The sequence below is a fragment of the Rhizobium sp. IY2 genome, from assembly GCF_047532935.1.
In the GTDB taxonomy this organism is placed as follows: Bacteria; Pseudomonadota; Alphaproteobacteria; order Rhizobiales; family Rhizobiaceae; genus Rhizobium; species Rhizobium anhuiense.
In genome coordinates this window covers 286,350-304,970 of record NZ_JBLKNU010000008.1, presented here as the reverse complement: position 1 = coordinate 304,970, position 18,621 = coordinate 286,350, and the positions used below count along the sequence as shown (strand labels likewise).

The following is an 18,621-nucleotide window of genomic DNA, read 5'->3' as shown; positions in this document are numbered from 1 at the left end:
ACAAAATCCAGCAATGCGGGAGCAATCGCGGAAAACCAAACCGGCTTTCCGAACCGTGGGCGGGCATATAACTCTAAAGCCGGCCCACGTCAACGCGGATTTTCAAGCTTTACCACCGGCAAGCGCCGAAAAACATTCAACGGTGCGTAAAAGCCGGTTTGCGCTTCTCGACGAAGGCCGCCATGCCTTCTTTCTGGTCGTCGGTGGCAAAGAGACTGTGAAACAGCCGGCGCTCGAAACGCAAGCCCTCCTCCAGCGTCGTCTCGAATGCGCGGTTGACTGCCTCCTTGGCCATCAGGACCGAGGGACGCGACAGCGAGGCGATCTTTTCGGCCGCGGCAAAAGCCTCGTCGAGCAGACGCTCGGGCGCCACCACACGCGAAACGAGTCCCGATCGTTCGGCTTCCGCCGCATCCATCATCCGGCCGGTCAGGATGAGGTCCATCGCCTTCGCCTTGCCGACGGCGCGGGTCAGCCGCTGCGAGCCGCCCATGCCGGGAATGACGCCGAGGGTGATTTCCGGCTGGCCGAACTTCGCCGTCTCCGAGGCGATGATGAAATCGCACATCATGGCGAGTTCGCAGCCGCCGCCGAGCGCAAAACCGCTGACGGCAGCGATGACAGGCTTGCGCGCCTTGGCGACATCATCCCAGCCGCTGATGAAATCACTCTTATAGATGTCGGCAAACTGAAGCGCCTGCATTTCCTTGATATCGGCGCCGGCGGCAAAGGCGCGCTCGGAACCGGTGAGCACGATCGCGCCGACCGTCTCATCGGCGTGGAAGCCGGCATAGGCCACCTTCAGCTCCTTCAGCACGGTGGAGTTCAGGGCATTCAGCGCCTGCGGACGGTTCAGCGTGACGAGGCCGACATTGCCTCGGGTTTCGACGATCAGGGTCTCGTAGGTCATGCTGTTCTCCCGGTTTCTCACTCTTACTTCTGGCAGGCGGCGCAATAGAAGGTGGAGCGACCCGCCTGGACGATGCGGGCGACCGTACCGCCGCAGCCGGGCATGCGGCAAGCCTGACCTTCGCGATCGTAGACGGAGAAGGAATGCTGGAAATAGCCGAGCGATCCGTCGGTCTGGATATGGTCACGCAGCGACGATCCGCCGGCCGCGATCGCATCGGCGATGACGTCGCGGATCGAGGCGACGAGCAGGTCGAGCTGCGCCTTCGGCCGGCCGGCCGCCGTCACCAGCGAGCCGGCGGCGCGGACCGGCGAAAGATGCGAGCGCCACAGCGCCTCGCAGACATATATATTGCCGAGACCGGCAATGTTCTTCTGGTCGAGCAGCGCGCTCTTCAGCGGCTGCGCCTTGTCGCGGAAGCGGTCGGCGAGATAGGCGGCGCCGAGTTCGTTTCCCGTCGGCTCCGGGCCGAGATCGCGGAAGAAGGGGTGGGCGGCAAGATCGGCCCGCCCCACCATATCCATGAAGCCGAAACGGCGCGGATCGTTATAGACGACGCGGCGTGGGCCGCTTGCACCCTGCAAATGGAAGACGACGTGATCGTGCTTCTCGTCCTTCGAGCGGGCATGATGGAATTCGCCTGGCGCAGCGGAGGCAACCCCCTCCTCGATGCGGCCCTCCTCGATGCGAAAGGAACCGGACATGCCGAGGTGGGAAATCAGCGTGTTGCCGTCGTCGAGGTCGACCAGCAGATATTTGGCGCGGCGGCCAAGACCGACAATAGTGCGGCCGGAAACCCTGTCGGCGAAAGCGTCGGGAAAGGGGAAGCGCAGATCGCCGCGCCGCAGTTCCAGCCTGGTGATGCGCGTGCCTTCCATCGCCGGCGTCAGGCCGCGTTTCACCGTTTCGACTTCTGGCAATTCCGGCATCTTAACCCATCTATATCTAACGTGTTTCAACCGACGACGATGTGCGCTATAGCGCCAGTGTGCCGCGGAGAACGCGGTCCATAGATAACGTCGCGCACGGTCTTTCGCTATGGCCGCCGCGCCCGAATCTTCAGGGATGGAGCAGTCTGATGTCAGAAAGCCGCACTTCCGCCGATGGCGGCATGGAGACCTCCTACGGCTTCCGCGAGGTGCCTGACGGCGAGAAGCAGGGCCTGGTCAACCAGGTGTTCCACAAGGTCGCCAAGCGCTACGACATCATGAACGACGTCATGTCGATGGGCATGCACCGCGCCTGGAAGGATGCGATGATTTCGGCGCTGAACCCACGCAAGGAGCCGGGTTACAAGGTGCTCGACGTCGCCGGCGGCACGGGTGATATCGCCTTCCGCATCGTCGAGGCTTCGGGCCGGCAGGCGCATGCTACCGTGCTCGACATCAACGGTTCGATGCTCGGCGTCGGTGCCGAGCGGGCGGAAAAGAAGAAGCTTTCCGGCAATCTCACCTTCGTCGAGGCGAATGCCGAGGAACTGCCTTTCGAGGCCGGCAGCTTCGATGCCTATACGATCGCCTTCGGCATCCGCAACGTGCCGCGGATCGACGTCGCGCTGTCGGAAGCCTATCGCGTCTTGAAACGCGGCGGACGGCTGCTGGTGCTGGAATTTTCCGAAGTCGATATGCCGCTTCTCGACAAGATCTACGACGCCTGGTCGTTCAATGCCATTCCGCAATTCGGCAAGGCGATTACCGGCGATGCCGAACCCTACCAATATCTGGTGGAATCGATCCGCAAGTTCCCGAACCAGGAGAATTTTGCGGCCATGATCCGCCAGGCCGGCTTTTCGCGCGTCACCTACACCAATTTTACCGGCGGCATCGCCGCTCTCCATTCCGGCTGGAAGCTCTGACGCATGACGTCGAAAAATGTAGAGCGGTTTTCGGATAGCGTCGCGAGAGAATCACACAGGACATGAGCACTTTCGGGGCATATTTCAGGCTCGTTCGGGTCGGCTGGATTCTTGTGCGCGAAGGCGTGATCTCGGCGCTGCCGTCGGAGGGCCTGCCGCCCCCGATCAGCCTTGCCAAATCCTTCGTCGGCGTGTTTGCGCGCAACCGCGCCAAGGCGATTGCGCGCAGCGACCGGCTGGCGCAGGCCGTCGAACGGCTCGGCCCCTCCTATGTGAAGATCGGGCAGTTCCTGGCGACGCGGCCGGATGTCGTCGGCGTCGAATTTGCCAACGACCTGTCGCAGCTTCAGGACCGGATGGCCTTCTTTCCCTCGGCCGCCGCCAAGGCCAATATCGAAGGCTCGCTTGGACGGCCGATCGGCGAGCTCTATGCGAGCTTCGGCGAGCCGATCGCCGCCGCCTCGATCGCCCAGGTGCATCCGGCCGAGGTCGAGACATCGGCGGGCCGCAAGAAGGTCGCCGTCAAGATCGTGCGGCCGGGCGTGCGCCAGCGCTTCGCCCATGACATCGAGGCGATGTATCTCGTTGCCCATATGCAGGAGCGTTTCCTGCCTTTCAGCCGGCGGCTGCGGCCGGTCGAGGTGACGAAGACGCTAGAGCAGACGACCAAGGTGGAGATGGATCTTCGCCTGGAGGCGGCCGCCCTTTCCGAGATCGCCGAGAATACCGAAAAAGACCCGGGCTTCCGGGTGCCGAAGGTCGACTGGGAGCGCACCGGGCGCGACGTCATCACCATGGAGTGGATCGACGGCACGAGAATGTCCGACGTCGAGGGCCTGCGGGCGGCCGGCCACGATCTCAACCTGCTTGCCGATACGCTGATCCAGTCGTTCCTGCGCCACACGCTGCGCGACGGCTTCTTCCATGCCGACATGCATCCGGGCAATCTCTTCGTCGATGCCGACGGCATGATCGTCGCCGTCGACATGGGCATCGTCGGGCGGCTGGGCAAGAAGGAGCGGCGGTTCCTCGCCGAAATCCTCTACGGCTTCATCACCCGCGACTATATCCGCGTCGCCGAGGTGCATTTCGAGGCCGGCTATGTGCCCGGCCATCACAATGTCGAGAGCTTCGCCCAGGCGATCCGGGCGATCGGCGAGCCGATCCACGGGCAGCCGGCCGAGACGATCTCGATGGGCAAGCTGCTGACGCTGCTGTTCGAAGTGACCGAACTGTTCGACATGGCGACGCGGCCGGAACTGGTGATGCTGCAAAAGACCATGGTCGTGGTCGAAGGCGTGTCGCGCATGCTCAATCCGCGCTTCAACATGTGGAAGGCCTCCGAGCCCGTCGTCGGCGACTGGATCCGCACCAATCTCGGGCCGAAGCGGATCGCCACCGATATCAAGGACGGGCTGAAGGCAGCGGTCAAGCTCGCCGAAGCCGTGCCGGAAATTGCGGCGAAGACCGAAAAATTCCACCACCAGCTTCTGCATATGAGCGAGCACGGGCTGCGCTTCGATGCGCAGACGGCGGATGCGATCGGCAAGGCCGAGGCGCGCCACAATCGCTCGGCCAGGATCGCGCTGTGGATCATCGCATTGACGCTTCTCTATATTGCCTGGATGCTGAGCTGACCGTCTGCCAAAAACATGCTGTGTTCGGCATTTGGGATATCCCATGTGACGGAGGGCTCGCTTAGTCTCATTTTCAAGGAGATAGGCACATGAAGCACGAACGCCTTGGCATCGAACTTTCCGGACGACCGCTCGGTTTTGCCGAGATGGTGACGATTGGTGCGGGCAAGGCTGCGATTTCGGCTTCGGCGACAGGCATGGCCCGCATCGCGATCGCCCGCGAGATCGTCGAGGATGCGATTGCCTCCGGCATGCCCGTCTACGGCTCGACGACAGGCGTCGGCGCCATGAAGGATGTGGAGTGGTCGGCCGACGAACTCGACACTTTCAATCTCGGCCTGGTGCGCGCCCATCATTTCGGCACCGGCACACCCTTTTCCTGCAACATCGTGCGCAATGCCATGGCGATCCGCATCAATACGGCGCTGACCGGCCAGGTCGGCTGCACGCCGGAGCTGATCGAGGCCTATATCCGGATGCTCGAGGCCGATCTCATCCCGGTCGTGCGCCGCACCGGCTCCATCGGCTGTGCGGATATCGGGCTGATGGGACAGATCGGCGCGGTGCTGACCGGCGTCGGCGAAGCGATCTACCGCGGCAACCGGATGCAGGCGGCCGAGGCCTTCCGGGCGGCCGGGCTGGAACCGATGCGGATGGCGCCGCGCGACAGCCTCGCCTCGCTCAGCATCAATGCAGTGAGCTTTGCCTCGGCGGCGGAAACAACGCGCAATGCCGCGGCCTCGATCCGCATCCTGCTGGCGACGGCGATGATGGCGGCCGGCGCGCTCGGCGCTTCCCGCGATCCCTGGAAGGCGGTCCGCCATGTCGGCACGGCGCGCGAAGCGCTGATCGGCGCCTGGCTCTGCAATGCCTCCGAGGAATGGAACTGGCCGGTCGCAACCCATGTGCAGGATCCGCTCAGCCTGCGCATGATCGCCCAGGTGTTCGGCGCGGTGATCGAAAACCTTTTGTCGACCGGCCACAAGATCCTTGCCGCCACCGGCCGCTCGGACGACAATCCCGTCGTCGTCGAGGGCCGGGTGATGACGTCGGGCGGTTCGCTGCCGCTCGATGTAACGATCCTGCTCGAATCGGCCGCGCTCTGCATGGCGCATGCGGCGCGCAACGCCTTCAATCGCTGCGTCATTCTCGGCAACGGCCAGCGGCGCGACCTGCCGGTCAATCTCGTGCCGCCGGGGCGGATCGCCACAGGATTCGGGCCGATCATCAAGCTTGCCGGCGAGATCTTCTCGCGCGTGCTGTCGATGTCCAATCCTGTTTCGGCCCAGTCGCTGGTCGTCGCAGCCGGGTTGGAGGACGAGGCGGCCTTCCTGCCGCTCGTCATCGAGCGCTTCGACCGGCAGATGCGGGCGCTGAAACGCCTCGCAGCCCTCGAGGCGCTGCTGTCGGCTCAGGCGATCGACATACTCGGCGATGAACCGAAGGGTGTTGCCGCCATGCTCTACGAGGTCGTGCGCAAACATGCGGATTTCTATATTGTCGACCGGCCGCTTTCGGCGGAAGTGGAGGCGATCGAGGAGGAGCTCGGTTCGGACGACTTCGTCTCGAAGCTGACCGAGCAGGTTCCGATCGCCTCCTTCGACGACTTCTTCGCCCTCGGCTCGCTGGAGCGTGTCGAAGAGCGGCTGACCCATCACGAGCCGGCAGCACTCTGATTTCAGTTTAGGGAGGAAGCGGCATGGACTTCGATCTCGTTCTGCAGGGCACGGTGGTGCTGCCGGACCGCATTCTTGAACAGGGCCATGTCGCCGTGCGCGACGGCAAGATCGCCGAGGTCGGCCTCGGCGTGCCGCCGGCGGGCCGCGAACGGCATCTGCTCGGAAAAGCGCTGATCCTGCCCGGCGCGATCGACGCGCAGGTGCATTCACTCTCGCAGAAGGACCAGGAGGATTTCATCTGGTCGACGCGCTCGGCGGCGGCCGGCGGCGTGACAACAATCGTCGACATGCCCTATGACGAGGGCAATCTCGTCTGCTCGGCTGCGGCGCTACAGCGGAAGATCGACCATGCCGGACCGCAGGCGCGCGTCGACTTCGCGCTTTACGGCACCATCGATCCGGAAGAAGGTCCGGCGCGGATCCGCGAGATGGTGGAGGCAGGCGTTGCCGCCTTCAAGTTTTCGACTTTCGGCACCGATCCCAAGCGCTTTCCGCGCATTCCGCCGGCCCTGCTCGACGCCTGCTTTGCCGCGATCGCGCCGACGGGGCTGACGGCGGGCGTGCACAATGAAGACGACGAGGCGGTGCGAACCTATATGGAGCAGGTGAAGGCGAGCGGCATCACCGACTGGCGGGCGCACGGCCTGTCGCGGCCTGCGATTACCGAGCTGCTGGCGATGCACACGATCTTCGAGACGGGTGCGGCCACCGGCTGCCCGGCGCATGTGGTGCACTGCTCGCTCGGGCGCGGCTACGATATCGCCCGCGCCTATCGCCGCGACGGATTTGCGGCAACGGTCGAATGCTGCATCCACTACCTGACGCTCGACGAGGAAAACGACGTGAAGCGCTTGGGCGGCAAGGCGAAGATCAATCCGCCGCTGCGGGCGCGCGCCGAGGTGGAGACGCTCTGGCGGAAGGTGGCCGAGGGTAATGTCTGGCTGGTCTCGACCGATCACGTCAGCTGGTCGGAAAACCGCAAGATCAATCCCGACATGCTCGCCAACGCATCCGGCGTTCCCGGCCTGGAGGTGATGGTGCCGCTGTTCGTCAAAGGCGCCAGCGAGCGCGGCATCCCCTTGACATGGGCGGCCCGGCTGATGGCGGAGAACCCGGCGAAGCATTTCCGGCTCGACCATATCAAGGGCGCGCTGACACCGGGCAAGGACGCCGATATCATCGTGCTGGAGCCGCGCGACAGCGTCTATGATGCCGCCGCGAGCGGCAACAACGTCGTCGGCTGGAGCCCCTATAACGGCATCCGCCTGCCCTGGACCGTCTCGGCCACCTATCTGCGCGGCGAAAAGATCGCCGAGGGCGGAAAGGTGCTGGCCGAGCCCGGCACCGGCCGGTTCGTGCGGCCGCTGCCGCGCCAGGTCATTGCAGGAACTGCCGCATGAGCCGCAATCTTCCCGTCAATGCCGGCCGGATCGCTGGAGATATCGAGGCGCTGGCCGCAATGACCGAGCCGGGGCGTCCCTGGACGCGGCGGGCCTTCTCGCCGCTCTTCCTCGAGGGCCGGGCCTATATCGAAGCGCGGATGAAGGCGGCGGGACTGGAAACGCGGATCGATGCCGCCGGCAATCTGGTCGGCCGGCGGACCGGCCAGAAACCATGGCTCGGCACGATCATGATCGGCTCGCATTCCGACACCGTGCCGGACGGCGGCCGCTTCGACGGCATCGCCGGGGTGATCTCGGCGCTGGAGGTGGCGCGGGCGCTTGCTGAGCAGGATATCAAGCTCGATCACGATCTCGAAATCGTCGATTTCCTGGCCGAGGAGGTCAGCATCTTCGGCGTGTCCTGCATCGGCAGCCGCGGCATGACCGGCCAACTGCCGGAGGCCTGGCTTTCGCGCGTCAGCGACGGGCGCGACCTGGCCGAGGGCATCGCTGAGGTCGGCGGCAGGCCCGATGTGCTGATGCAGCAGAACAGGCCCGATATAGCAGGCTTTCTCGAGCTCCATATCGAGCAGGGTCCGGTGCTCGAAGCCGAGAGGCAGGATATCGGCATCGTCACCGCGATCTCGGGCATCACCCGGATCGAGATCACCGTCGAAGGGCGGGCCGACCATGCCGGCACGACGCCGATGGACCGACGGGCGGATGCGCTGGTGGCGGCATCGCAGCTGGTGCTCGACATCCGCAACGCCGCCGCAGAGCTTGCCAAAACGCCGGGGCATTTTGCAGCGACGGTCGGGGAATTCCGGATCGAGCCGAATGCCGCCAATGTCGTGCCGTCGAAGGTCACGCTGCTGATCGATGGGCGCGCGGAGATCCGCGCCGACATGGAGGCTTTCTGCCGCTGGCTCGACGGCCATGTCGAAAAGCTGGCAGGAGCCTACGGCGTGACGATCAAGACGCCGAACCGGGTTTCCGACAATCTGCCGACGCCAGGCGATGCCGGACTGCTGTCGATACTGGAGGCGGCCTGCGAGCGGGTCGGTGCGAAAAGCCGGCGCATGGCCTCAGGCGCGGGACACGATACGGCCTGGATCGCCAAGGTGGCGCCGGCGGCGATGATCTTCGTGCCCTGCCGGGAAGGCCGCAGCCATTCGGCCGACGAATGGGCCGAGAATGACGATATCGCCCTCGGCGCCGCCGTGCTGTTCGAAGCGGTGCGCGAGATGGACACGAGCTTGAGGTAGGAGAGGACCGATGGGACGCATACTCGTTGAGAAGGACGTGGAAGCTGCCGTCAAGGGCGGTTCCGTCTATGCCGCCGGCGGCGGCGGCTGGGCCGATCATGGACGGATGCTTGGGCTTGCCGCCGTCAATGTCGGCAAGCCGGAGCTGGTCTCGATCGACGAGTTGCAGGATGAGGACTGGATCGCCACCGCTGCCGCGATCGGCGCGCCGGCCTCCACCACCCCCTGGGAAATGCAGGGCATCGACTATGTGAAAGCAGTGCAATTGCTGCAGGAGGCGCTTGGGGAAAAGCTTTCCGGGCTGATCATCGGCCAGAACGGCAAATCCTCGACGCTGAACGGCTGGCTGCCGTCGGCCATCCTCGGCACCAAGGTGGTCGATGCGGTCGGCGACATCCGCGCGCATCCGACGGGCGACATGGGTTCGATCGGCATGGCCGGTTCGCCCGAGCAGATGATCCAGACCGCGGTCGGCGGCAATCGGGCGGAGAACCGCTATATCGAACTGGTGGTGAAGGGCGCGACGGCGAAGATCTCGCCGGTGCTGCGCGCCGCCGCCGATCAATCCGGCGGCTTCATCGCCAGCTGCCGCAATCCGCTGAGGGCTTCCTATGTCCGGAGCCATGCGGCGCTCGGTGGCATCTCAATGGCGCTGGCGCTCGGCGAGGCGATCATCGCGGCGGAGAAACGCGGCGGATCAGCTGTCATCGACGCGATCTGCAAGACGACGGGCGGACATATCCTTGCCGAGGGGATCATCAACCGCAAGGACGTCGTCTACACCAAGGAAGCCTTCGACATCGGCACGATCACCGTCGGCACGGGCGAAAAATCGGTGACGCTGCATGTGATGAACGAATATATGGCCGTGGACGATGCGGATGGCGGGCGGCTTGCCACTTTCCCGGCCGTCATCACCACGCTTTCCCAAGAGGGCGAACCGCTCAGCGTCGGCCAGCTTCAGGACGGCATGCACGTCTTCATCCTGCATGTGCCGATGGACATCATTCCGCTCTCGGCAAGCGTGCTCGATCCGACCGTCTATCCCGTCGTCGAAAAGGCGATGGGGATCGAGATCGCACGTTATGCGCTGGCAACGAAAGCCTGAGCCATGGCGCGCGATCCCGGTCTCGAAGAACTGATGCGCGAGGAACTCGGCGATCGGCCGGGCCTTACCGAAAAATCCATGTTCGGCGGCTGGGCCTTCATCCTGAACGGCAATCTCCTCTGCTGCGCGCGCCATGACGGCATGCTGATCCGTCTCGGCAAGGGCAATGACGGCTGGGCGCTGGCATTGCCAGGCGTGATCCAGATGCTGTCGGGCGAGCGGGTGATGCATGGCTGGGTGCGCGGTGGTGCCGAGGTTTACGGCGACGATGCCCTGAGACGGCGTTTGCTCGATGCGGCACTTGCCTATGTGGAATCGCTGCCGAGTAAGTGACGATCGAAGGCAGAGCAAAACGAGGAACCCACGATGCCGAAGGCCAATCCACGTCATCCGAAATTTCCGATTCCCGGCGGGCCGGAGCTGCGCGCCAAGGGCTGGCGGCAGGAGGCGCTGCTGCGGCTGCTCGAAAACGTGCTCTCCGTCGGCGAGGATCCCGACAACCTCATCGTCTATGCCGCGCTCGGCAAGGCGGCCCGCAACTGGGCGGCGCACAGGGGCATCGTCAAGGCGCTGACCGAAATGGAAGAGGACCAGACGCTGCTCATCCAGTCCGGCAAGCCGATCGGGCTCGTTCGGACGCATGCCAAGGCGCCGCTCGTCATCATGGCGAACTGCAATATCGTCGGGCAATGGGCAAAGGCCGAGGTGTTCTACGAGCTGCAGCGCAAGGGGCTGATCTGCTGGGGCGGGCTGACGGCCGGCGCCTGGCAATATATCGGCAGCCAGGGGGTCATCCAGGGCACCTACGAGATCTTCATGCGCATTGCCGAGCGGCGCTTCGGCGGCGATCTCAACGGCCGCTTCGTGCTGACCGCCGGCCTCGGCGGCATGGGCGGGGCGCAGCCGCTGGCCGGCCGCATGGCGGGGGCGGCAATCCTCTGCGTCGACATCGATCCGGAGCGCGCCCGCAAGCGACAGCAGATCGGTTATCTCCAGGAAATCGCGCCTGATCTCGATACCGCCCTGCAGATGATCGATGCGGCGGTGAAGGAGAAACGGGCGCTGTCCGTCGGGCTCGTCGGCAATGCGGCGGAGGTCTATCCCGAGATCGCCCGGCGCGGCATCGTGCCCGATATCGTCACCGACCAGACCTCGGCGCACGACCTCGTCTATGGCTACGTGCCGAAGGGCATGAGCCTCGATCAGGTCAAGGGCCTGCGCGACGACGGCCAGGGGCAGCTGATGGCGGCAAGCCGTGCCTCGATCGTCGAGCATGTGACGGCGATGCTGGAATTCCAGAAGCGTGGCTCGGAAGTCTTCGACAACGGCAATCTGATCCGCACCCAGGCCAAAGAGGGCGGTGTCGCCAATGCCTTCGACATTCCGATCTTCACCGAAGCCTATCTGAGGCCGCTGTTTGCCCGGGCGATCGGACCCTTCCGCTGGATGGCGCTGTCAGGCGAGGAGAGCGATATCGCCCGGATCGACGACCTGCTGCTCGATATGTTCCCCGACAACAAGATCATCACCAACTGGATCCGGCTGGCGCGCGAGCACGTGCCCTTCGAAGGGTTGCCGGCGCGCATCGCCTGGCTCGGCCACGGCGAGCGCACCGCACTCGCCCGGCGCGTCAATGCACTGGTTGCGAGCGGCGAACTCAAAGGTCCCGTCGCCTTCTCCCGCGACCATCTCGATGCCGGCGCGATGGCGCATCCGAACATCATGACCGAGGGGATGAAGGACGGCTCCGACGCGATCGCCGACTGGCCGCTGATCGATGCGATGATGCTCTGCTCGTCGATGGCCGATCTGGTCGTCATCCATTCCGGCGGCGGCGGCTATGCCGGCTATATGACGAGCTGCGGCGTCACCGTCATCGCCGACGGCACCGATGCCGCCGACGAACGGCTCGACCATGCGCTGACTAACGATACCGCGCTCGGCGTCATGCGGTATGCCGATGCCGGTTACGAGGAGGCGCTGGATGAAGTGGCGAAGAAAGACGTGCCCTATCTCCGGCTTGGCTGATGTGCGGGAGCAGACATCCAGACCCTTTCCAGAATTATCAGGCATCAGGCAATCAGATTGGAGACCTCGAGGAGATTGCCGTCGGGGTCCCGGAAATAGACCGAGCGCAGACGTCCGGTCGCGCCTGTGCGTTCGACCGGACCCTCTTCGATCGCAACGCCTGAGGCCTGCAGATGCGTGATGACATCGGCGAGCGTCGTCTCGGCGATGAAGCAGAGGTCGCCGGAGCCGGCTGTGGGATGACTCGCCTTGGGATCGAATTCGCGGCCGGCCTGGTGCAGGTTGATCTTCTGCCGGCCGAATTTCAGCGCCTTGCGGCCTTCCGCGAAGGTTTCGACCGACATGCCGAGGATGCGGGCATAGAAATCGCAGGTGATGGCAATATCGGCGACGGTCAGCACCAGATGGTCGAGGCGGTCTATGCGGATCATGCTGTTCTCCTCGCGACATGCTTTGCAAGACAGGCGGAGACAAAGGCCAGCGCCAGCATGGCAAACGTGAAGATAACGACGGCGGTCCAGCCTTCAACCGCGAAGAACCAGCCCCCCGCCGAACCATCAAGCTAGAGCCGACATAATAGGCAAGCATATAGAGCGATGAGGCGTGGCCTTTGGTGCCATGCGCCAGCCTGCCGACAAGGCCGCTGGCGATGGAATGGCTCATGAAGAAGCCGGTGGTGAGCACGATGATGCCGAGGATGATGACCGGGAGCGAGGCGAACAGCGTCAGCGCGCTGCCGGCGGCGGTGAGTGCCAGACCGAAGAGAAGCACGGAAAAATGGCCGATCCGGTCTCCGAGGAGGCCGCCGATCGAGGAGGCGCCGATGCCGAAGAGATAGACGGTAAAGATCAGGCCGAGTTCGGTCTGGTTGAGGCCGTAAGGCGGCGCCACGAGGCGGAAGCCGGCATAATTATAGATTGTCACGAAGGAGCCCATCGTCAGGAAGGCGATGGCGAAGAGGAAGGGTAGCGCCGGACTGCTGAGATGGCCGCGCCACGCGTTGAGATGAAAGCGCGGATCGAAGCCCGGCCGGCGGATGAAATTGCGTGACGGCGGCAAGAGGGCGATGAAGCCGATCGCGGCGGCCAGACCGATGGCGCCGATCAGAAAAAGCGCCGGACGCCAGCTGAGATATTCGGCGAAGATACCTGTCAGCACGCGGCCGGACATGCCGCCGAAGGCCGTGCCGCCGACATAGAGGCCCATGGTGGCGCCGAGGCCGCGAGGATCGATTTCCTCGGCGAGATAGGCCATGGCGACGGCCGGCACGCCGCCGAGAACGAGGCCCTGCAGGGCGCGGATGACAAGCAGCAGGTGCCAGCTCGGGGCAAAAGCGGTGGCAATGGTCAGCAATGCCGCGCCGACCAGCGATATCGACATCAGGCTGCGGCGGCCGAGACCTTCCGAGACGGCGGCGGCACAGACGATGGCGACCGCCAGGAAACCGGTGGAGAGGGAGAGCGACAGCGAGCTTTCGGCCGGGCTGACGGAGAATTGCTGCGAGAAGATCGGCAGCAGCGGCTGGACACAATAGAGCAGCGAGAAGGTGGAAAAACCGGAAAGGAAGAGCGCCAGGCTGGCGCGGCGATAGGCGCCGGTGCCACGGGTGAGATAGTGCTTCTGCCCTGGGATCGCTGATATCTCGGAGGTCTTTAATACATGCGCTGACGTCGGCATCTCTTCATCCTTCCGGTCTCCGATCTAGTCAACGCCGCCCCATTTGTCCAATATATGAAACTGGCGATTTCGATATGTTTTGGAGATGACGATGGAGCTGCGGCACTTGCGATATTTCCTGGCGGTGGCGGAGGAATGCAATTTCACCCGTGCGGCCGCCAAGCTCGGCATCGGGCAGCCGCCGCTCAGCCAGCAGATCCGCGACCTGGAGAGGGAAGTGGGTGCGGCGCTGTTTCACCGCGTGCCGCACGGCGCCGAATTGACGGCGGCGGGCGCTGCCTTCCTCGGCGAGGCAAAGGCGTCGCTGGCGGCTGCGGAAAAGGCAAAGCTTGCGGCGCAAAGCGCCAATCGCGGCGAGACCGGCCGGCTGTCGCTCGGCTTCACCGCATCCTCGGCCTTCAACCCAGTGGTCAGCACGACGATCCGCCGATTTCGTGCCCGCTGGCCCGATGTCCGGCTGGCGCTGACGGAAATGAATACGCTGGCGCTGATGCAGAAGCTGGAAGGCGGCGAGCTCGACGCCGCCTTCATGCGCCCCAGCCTCGACGACCCCGCCGGCGTCCGGCTGCGGCGATTGCCGGATGAGCCGATGGTGATCGCCCTGCCCGCCAGCCATCCTCTGGCACGGCGCAGCAAACTGCCGCTTGCGGCACTGGCGGACGAACCCTTCATCCTCTTTCCCCGGCTCGTCGGCTTGAGCCTCTACGACGATGTCGTGCTGGCCTGCCGCAAGGCGGGATTCGAGCTGACCGTGGCCCAGGAGGCGCCGCAGATTTCCTCCGTCGTCAATCTGGTGGCGGCAGAGCTCGGCGTCTCGATCGTGCCGGCCTCGATTTCGCAGATCAGGCTCGAAGGCGTCGCCTACCGGCCGATCGAGGGGCCGCCGGCTGTGGCGCGCCTGGCGCTGGCAATGTTGAAGACACATCGCTCGCCGGTCACCGAGAACCTGATGAGCCTGCTGAGCTAAAGCGCGTCGCGATCCTTCAGATTCGCTCTTCGCGCTTTAGGTCTTTGTTCTTGCTCATGTCGTTTTGCAAAAGCGCTGCACACTTTTGCGCGACATGCTCTAGCCCGCCGGATCCCAATAGGGCGGATCGCCAAAACTCTTCTTCAGGTGATCGGCGATGGCGCGGAGCTTGGCGGAGGGGTTTCGGCCCTCGGGATGGGCCATGTAGATGAATTCGGCCTCCGGCCTGTGACCGACATCGATTTCGGCAAGCCGGCCTTCGCGAATGGCGGGGCCGGCGATGAAGGCGGGCAGCAGCGCGATGCCGAGACCGGCAATGGCGGCGTCGCGGAGCATGTCGCCATTGTTGATGCCGAGCGCCAGTTTCGCACGGACGACGACCGCGCCCTCCGGCGTTTGGAAGCGCCAGTCGGCAACGCCGCGATTGGTATAGAAGATTCCGCGATGGCCGTTGAGATCATCAAGCGACGACGGCACTCCCTGGCGCGCGAGATAATCCGGCGAGGCGCAGACAAGACGGCGGCTGCGCGCGAGCTTCCAGGCGACCAGCCTGTTATCGGCGATCGGACCGTTGCGGATGATGGCGTCGTAGCCGTCCGAAGCGGCATCGACACGTCGGTCGTCAATATCGAGGGTGAGTTCGATCTCGGGATGTTCGGCAAGGAAGGGATAGAGCGCCGGGCCGAGATGCATGCGGCCGAAGGTGACCGGAGCGGCGATGCGGATCGGGCCGGACAGGCTTCCGCGCCGCTCCGCCATATCGGCCGCAGCCTCCTCGATCTCGCGCACGATGCGCGCGGCACGCTCCAGGAAGACCGCGCCATCCTCCGTCAAACTCAGCTTGCGCGTCGTTCGGTGCAGCAGCACGCCGCCGAGCGACTTCTCCAGCTCGGCCAGCCTTTCGCTGACGACGGATTTCGACAGCCGCAGGCGCCGAGCCGCCTCGCTGACCGAGCCCGCCTCGACGACGGCGACGAAAGCCGTAATACCTTCGATCCTGATCATCGTTCGGCTTTTCCGAATTCGAGTTCCCCAATCTGGAGACTAATCCGAACGAAAGGAAAATGCCATCTTCCCTTCATCGAAAGAGACGGCAGGGGCCGCCTCACCTCAAGATCAGGAGATGGAACCATGAACCGCTTGAACAACAAGGTCGCGATCGTCACCGGCGCAAGCTCCGGCATCGGCCGCGCCACGGCAAAGCTCTTCGCCGCCGAAGGCGCCAGGATCGTCGTCGGCGCCCGCCGCGAGCGTGAACTCGACAGCCTGGTCGCGGAGATCAAGGCAGAGGGCGGCGAGGCCATCGCCATTGCCGGCGACGTGCGCTCGGAAGATTATCACAAGGCGCTGGTCGCGGCCGCCGTGACGCATTACGGCAAGCTCGACATCGCCTTCAACAATGCCGGCACGCTCGGCGAAGCCGGCCCGAGCACCGCCGTTTCCGAAGCAGGCTTCAGCGAGGCGCTGGCGATCAACCTGACGGCCTCCTTCCTCGCCGCCAAACACCAGATCGGCGCGATGGTGGAAAATGGCGGCGGCTCGGTGATCTTCACCTCGACCTTCGTCGGCTACAGCTTCGCCTTCCCGGGCGTTGCCGCCTATGCCGCCAGCAAATCCGGCCTGATCGGACTGACGCAGGCGCTTGCCGCCGAGTTCGGCCAGCAGGGCGTGCGGGTCAATGCCATCCTGCCGGGTGCTGTCGATACCGACATGTATCGGGACATGAACGATACGCCCGACAAACAGGCCTTCGTCACCAACCTGCATGCGCTGAAGCGCGTCGCAACTCCCGAAGAACTTGCCCGCTCGGTTCTCTACCTCGCCTCCCACGATGCGAGCTTCGTCACCGGCACGGCTTCGCTGGTCGACGGCGGCGCCTCGATCACCCGCACCTGACGAAAGCCAAGCGCGATGACCCGCTCCGGATTGTCGCGCCGCCTTTTCCGGAACATTCTCCCACTGACCCCGGGCCGCGGCCCCACATTCGATTGAAGGAACGCATCATGTCACGTCTTCCGAACAAGACAGCCCTCATCACCGGCGGCACCAGCGGCATCGGCATCGAAACCGCCCGTCAATTCATTGCCGAAGGCGCCCGTGTCGTCGTTACCGGCAGCAGTGCCGCAAGCGTCGAAGCCGCCCGTCGCGAACTCGGCGACCAAGCGATCGTCATCCAGGCCGATGCCGGCGATGCGGCCGGCCAAAAGGCCGTCGCCGATAAGGTGAAAGAGGCTTTCGGCACGCTCGACATCCTCTTCGTCAATGCCGGTGTCGCCGAATTCGGGCCGCTGGAACAGTGGAGCGAAGCCGCCTTCGATAGGTCGGTAGCGATCAATGTCAAGGGACCGTTCTTCCTGATCCAGTCGCTACTGCCGATCTTTTCGAAACAGGCCGCGATCGTGCTCAATACCTCGATCAACGCCCATATCGGCATGCCGAACTCCAGCGTCTATTCACTGACGAAGGGTGCATTGCTGACGCTTGCCAAGACCCTGTCGGGCGAACTCATCGGCCGCGGCATCCGGGTCAACGCCGTCAGCCCGGGGCCGATCGCCACGCCGCTCTACAGCAAGCTCGGGGCGTCGGAAGCCGATTCCAAGGCGATGACCGCGCAGATCCAGTCCCAAATCCCTGTCGGCCGCTTCGGGAGCCCCAGCGAAGTCGCGAAGACGATCATCTTTCTCGCCTCCGATGAGGCCGCCTATATCGTCGGCAGCGAACTCGTCATCGACGGCGGGATGAGCAACCTCTGACCCCACGAAAATGGCGGCTGACGTCCATGAACGGGGCAGCACCCGCCGACTGCGGCCGATGCCTGTCGCCGCGTGATTGCATGTTCTCCGCCAAAGGCTTAGGGTCGGGGCCAGTCAGAAAAGGCGACGGGTAGAAAAAGCCATGGCTCTCAGCGGAAAACGTATCCTCCTCATCATCTCGGGCGGCATCGCCGCCTATAAGAGCCTGGATCTGATCCGCCGGCTGCGCGAGCGCGGCGCCAGCGTGCGCCCGGTGATGACCCGCGGGGCGCAGGAATTCGTCACGCCGCTGGCCGTCGGTGCGCTGGCGGCGGACCATGTGTTCCTCGATCTGTTTTCGCGGCAGGACGAACAGGATGTCGGCCATATCAGGCTGGCGCGCGACTGCGATCTGGTGCTGATCGCCCCCGCCACGGCCGATCTGATGGCGAAGATGGCGAACGGGCTTGCCGACGATCTTGCCTCGACCGTGCTGCTGGCAACCAACAGGCCGGTGCTTGCCGCACCGGCAATGAATCCGGCCATGTGGGCGCATCCGGCGACCCGGCGGAATGCCGCGATGCTCAGGGCCGACGGCATCCGCTTCGTCGGGCCGATGGCCGGCGAGATGGCGGAAAGCCGGGAGACGGGCCTCGGCCGGATGGCGGAGCCGCTGGAGATCGTGGCGGCCGCCGAAACCCTGCTCGACGACGGAGAAAAGCCGCTCAAGGGGCGCAAGGCAATCGTCACCTCAGGACCGACGCATGAGCCGATCGATCCGGTGCGTTACATCGCCAACCGCTCCTCCGGCCGGCAGGGACATGCGATCGCCGCAGCCCTTGCAAAGCTCGGGGCAGAGGTGACGCTGGTATCGGGACCGGTGACGATCGCCGATCCGGTCGGCGTCAACGTCATCCACGTCGAGCGGGCCGAGGAAATGCGTGATGCGGTGCTTGCAGCACTGCCGGCCGACGTCGCCGTGATGGTGGCGGCGGTAGCGGACTGGCGCGTCGCCTCGGCGGCCGACCAGAAGCTGAAGAAACATCCCGGCGAATCCATTCCGACGCTGGCGCTGACCGAAAATCCGGACATCCTGAAAACTGTCGGCCATCATACGATGCGGCCGAAGCTGGTCATCGGCTTTGCCGCCGAGACGCAGGATGTCGAAAGCAATGCCAAGGCGAAGCTCGAGAGGAAGGGCGCCGACATGATCATCGCCAATGACGTCTCTCCGGCGACCGGGATCATGGGCGGCAGCCGCAACAGCGTCAAACTCGTTCGCCGCGACGGCGTCGAGCAATGGCCCGACCTGGCGAAGGAAGAGGTTGCCGAAAGGCTCGCGGCGCTGATCGCCCAGCGGCTCCGCTGATCGCGCGGCTCG

Annotated in this window: 16 protein-coding genes and 1 pseudogene; 12 read left to right on the top strand and 5 right to left on the bottom strand. The window is 64.5% G+C overall.

Features of this window, described 5'->3' with window-relative positions; translation table 11 throughout:
• Window positions 1-136 precede the first annotated feature (136 nt).
• Entirely contained in the window at window positions 137-910 is a 774-nt protein-coding gene (locus ACMUVN_RS23805; protein WP_047617292.1) for an enoyl-CoA hydratase, read from the bottom strand.
• A gap of 23 nt (window positions 911-933) precedes the next feature.
• Window positions 934-1,839, bottom strand: coding sequence for a bifunctional DNA-formamidopyrimidine glycosylase/DNA-(apurinic or apyrimidinic site) lyase (gene mutM / locus ACMUVN_RS23800; protein WP_047617222.1), 906 nt, complete (start codon window positions 1,837-1,839; stop codon window positions 934-936).
• Window positions 1,840-1,988: 149 nt separating this feature from the next.
• Here mutM and ubiE point away from each other — a divergent pair, with 149 nt between their 5' ends.
• From ubiE to ACMUVN_RS23760, 8 genes are all read left to right on the top strand, one after another.
• Window positions 1,989-2,765: a bifunctional demethylmenaquinone methyltransferase/2-methoxy-6-polyprenyl-1,4-benzoquinol methylase UbiE gene (ubiE, locus tag ACMUVN_RS23795; RefSeq protein ID WP_047617224.1), complete on the top strand. Its 777-nt coding sequence runs from the start codon at window positions 1,989-1,991 to the stop codon at window positions 2,763-2,765.
• Between the two features lie 62 nt (window positions 2,766-2,827).
• Complete coding sequence (ubiB, locus tag ACMUVN_RS23790; protein ID WP_048338204.1) at window positions 2,828-4,402, top strand: 2-polyprenylphenol 6-hydroxylase; 1,575 nt, start codon at window positions 2,828-2,830, stop codon at window positions 4,400-4,402.
• 89 nt (window positions 4,403-4,491) lie between these two features.
• Entirely contained in the window at window positions 4,492-6,078 is a 1,587-nt protein-coding gene (locus tag ACMUVN_RS23785) for an aromatic amino acid lyase (protein WP_047617227.1), read from the top strand.
• A gap of 23 nt (window positions 6,079-6,101) precedes the next feature.
• Entirely contained in the window at window positions 6,102-7,481 is a 1,380-nt protein-coding gene (locus ACMUVN_RS23780; protein WP_414815509.1) for a dihydroorotase, read from the top strand.
• Window positions 7,478-8,728: a Zn-dependent hydrolase gene (locus ACMUVN_RS23775; protein WP_097543220.1), complete on the top strand. Its 1,251-nt coding sequence runs from the start codon at window positions 7,478-7,480 to the stop codon at window positions 8,726-8,728. The genes ACMUVN_RS23780 and ACMUVN_RS23775 overlap by 4 nt, the downstream gene beginning before the upstream one ends.
• 10 nt (window positions 8,729-8,738) lie before the next feature.
• Window positions 8,739-9,836, top strand: a complete 1,098-nt coding sequence (locus ACMUVN_RS23770) for a DUF917 domain-containing protein (protein ID WP_063474785.1) — start codon at window positions 8,739-8,741, stop codon at window positions 9,834-9,836.
• Between the two features lie 3 nt (window positions 9,837-9,839).
• The gene (locus ACMUVN_RS23765) at window positions 9,840-10,169 is read left to right on the top strand and encodes a TfoX/Sxy family protein (RefSeq protein ID WP_047617233.1); all 330 of its coding nucleotides are present in this window, start codon (window positions 9,840-9,842) and stop codon (window positions 10,167-10,169) included.
• Window positions 10,170-10,202: 33 nt separating this feature from the next.
• Window positions 10,203-11,864 carry a urocanate hydratase gene (locus tag ACMUVN_RS23760; RefSeq protein ID WP_414815508.1) on the top strand — a complete coding sequence of 554 codons (1,662 nt, stop codon included), beginning with the start codon at window positions 10,203-10,205 and terminating at the stop codon, window positions 11,862-11,864.
• Between the two features lie 44 nt (window positions 11,865-11,908).
• Here ACMUVN_RS23760 and ACMUVN_RS23755 read toward each other — a convergent pair whose 3' ends face one another.
• On the bottom strand, window positions 11,909-12,295 hold the full coding sequence (locus tag ACMUVN_RS23755; RefSeq protein ID WP_025570552.1) for a VOC family protein: 387 nt from the start codon (window positions 12,293-12,295) through the stop codon (window positions 11,909-11,911).
• A pseudogene (locus ACMUVN_RS23750) lies at window positions 12,292-13,541 on the bottom strand (MFS transporter). Before ACMUVN_RS23750 ends, ACMUVN_RS23755 begins: the two are co-directional and overlap by 4 nt.
• A gap of 91 nt (window positions 13,542-13,632) precedes the next feature.
• Here ACMUVN_RS23750 and ACMUVN_RS23745 point away from each other — a divergent pair.
• Window positions 13,633-14,508 (top strand): LysR family transcriptional regulator, encoded by an 876-nt coding sequence (locus tag ACMUVN_RS23745; protein WP_097594967.1) that lies wholly within the window; start codon window positions 13,633-13,635, stop codon window positions 14,506-14,508.
• Between the two features lie 99 nt (window positions 14,509-14,607).
• On the opposite strand, the gene ACMUVN_RS23740 is transcribed toward ACMUVN_RS23745, so the two are convergent.
• Window positions 14,608-15,513, bottom strand: a complete 906-nt coding sequence (locus tag ACMUVN_RS23740; RefSeq protein ID WP_183906101.1) for a LysR family transcriptional regulator — start codon at window positions 15,511-15,513, stop codon at window positions 14,608-14,610.
• Between the two features lie 126 nt (window positions 15,514-15,639).
• Between ACMUVN_RS23740 and ACMUVN_RS23735 the strand changes: the two genes are divergently transcribed.
• The 3 genes from ACMUVN_RS23735 (at window position 15,640) to coaBC (ending at window position 18,609) form a co-directional block, all read left to right on the top strand.
• Window positions 15,640-16,404: an SDR family oxidoreductase gene (locus tag ACMUVN_RS23735; protein ID WP_184390094.1), complete on the top strand. Its 765-nt coding sequence runs from the start codon at window positions 15,640-15,642 to the stop codon at window positions 16,402-16,404.
• Window positions 16,405-16,511: 107 nt separating this feature from the next.
• Window positions 16,512-17,261 (top strand): SDR family oxidoreductase, encoded by a 750-nt coding sequence (locus ACMUVN_RS23730; protein WP_028757682.1) that lies wholly within the window; start codon window positions 16,512-16,514, stop codon window positions 17,259-17,261.
• Between the two features lie 142 nt (window positions 17,262-17,403).
• Window positions 17,404-18,609, top strand: coding sequence for a bifunctional phosphopantothenoylcysteine decarboxylase/phosphopantothenate--cysteine ligase CoaBC (gene coaBC, locus ACMUVN_RS23725; protein ID WP_414815507.1), 1,206 nt, complete (start codon window positions 17,404-17,406; stop codon window positions 18,607-18,609).
• Window positions 18,610-18,621 lie beyond the last annotated feature (12 nt).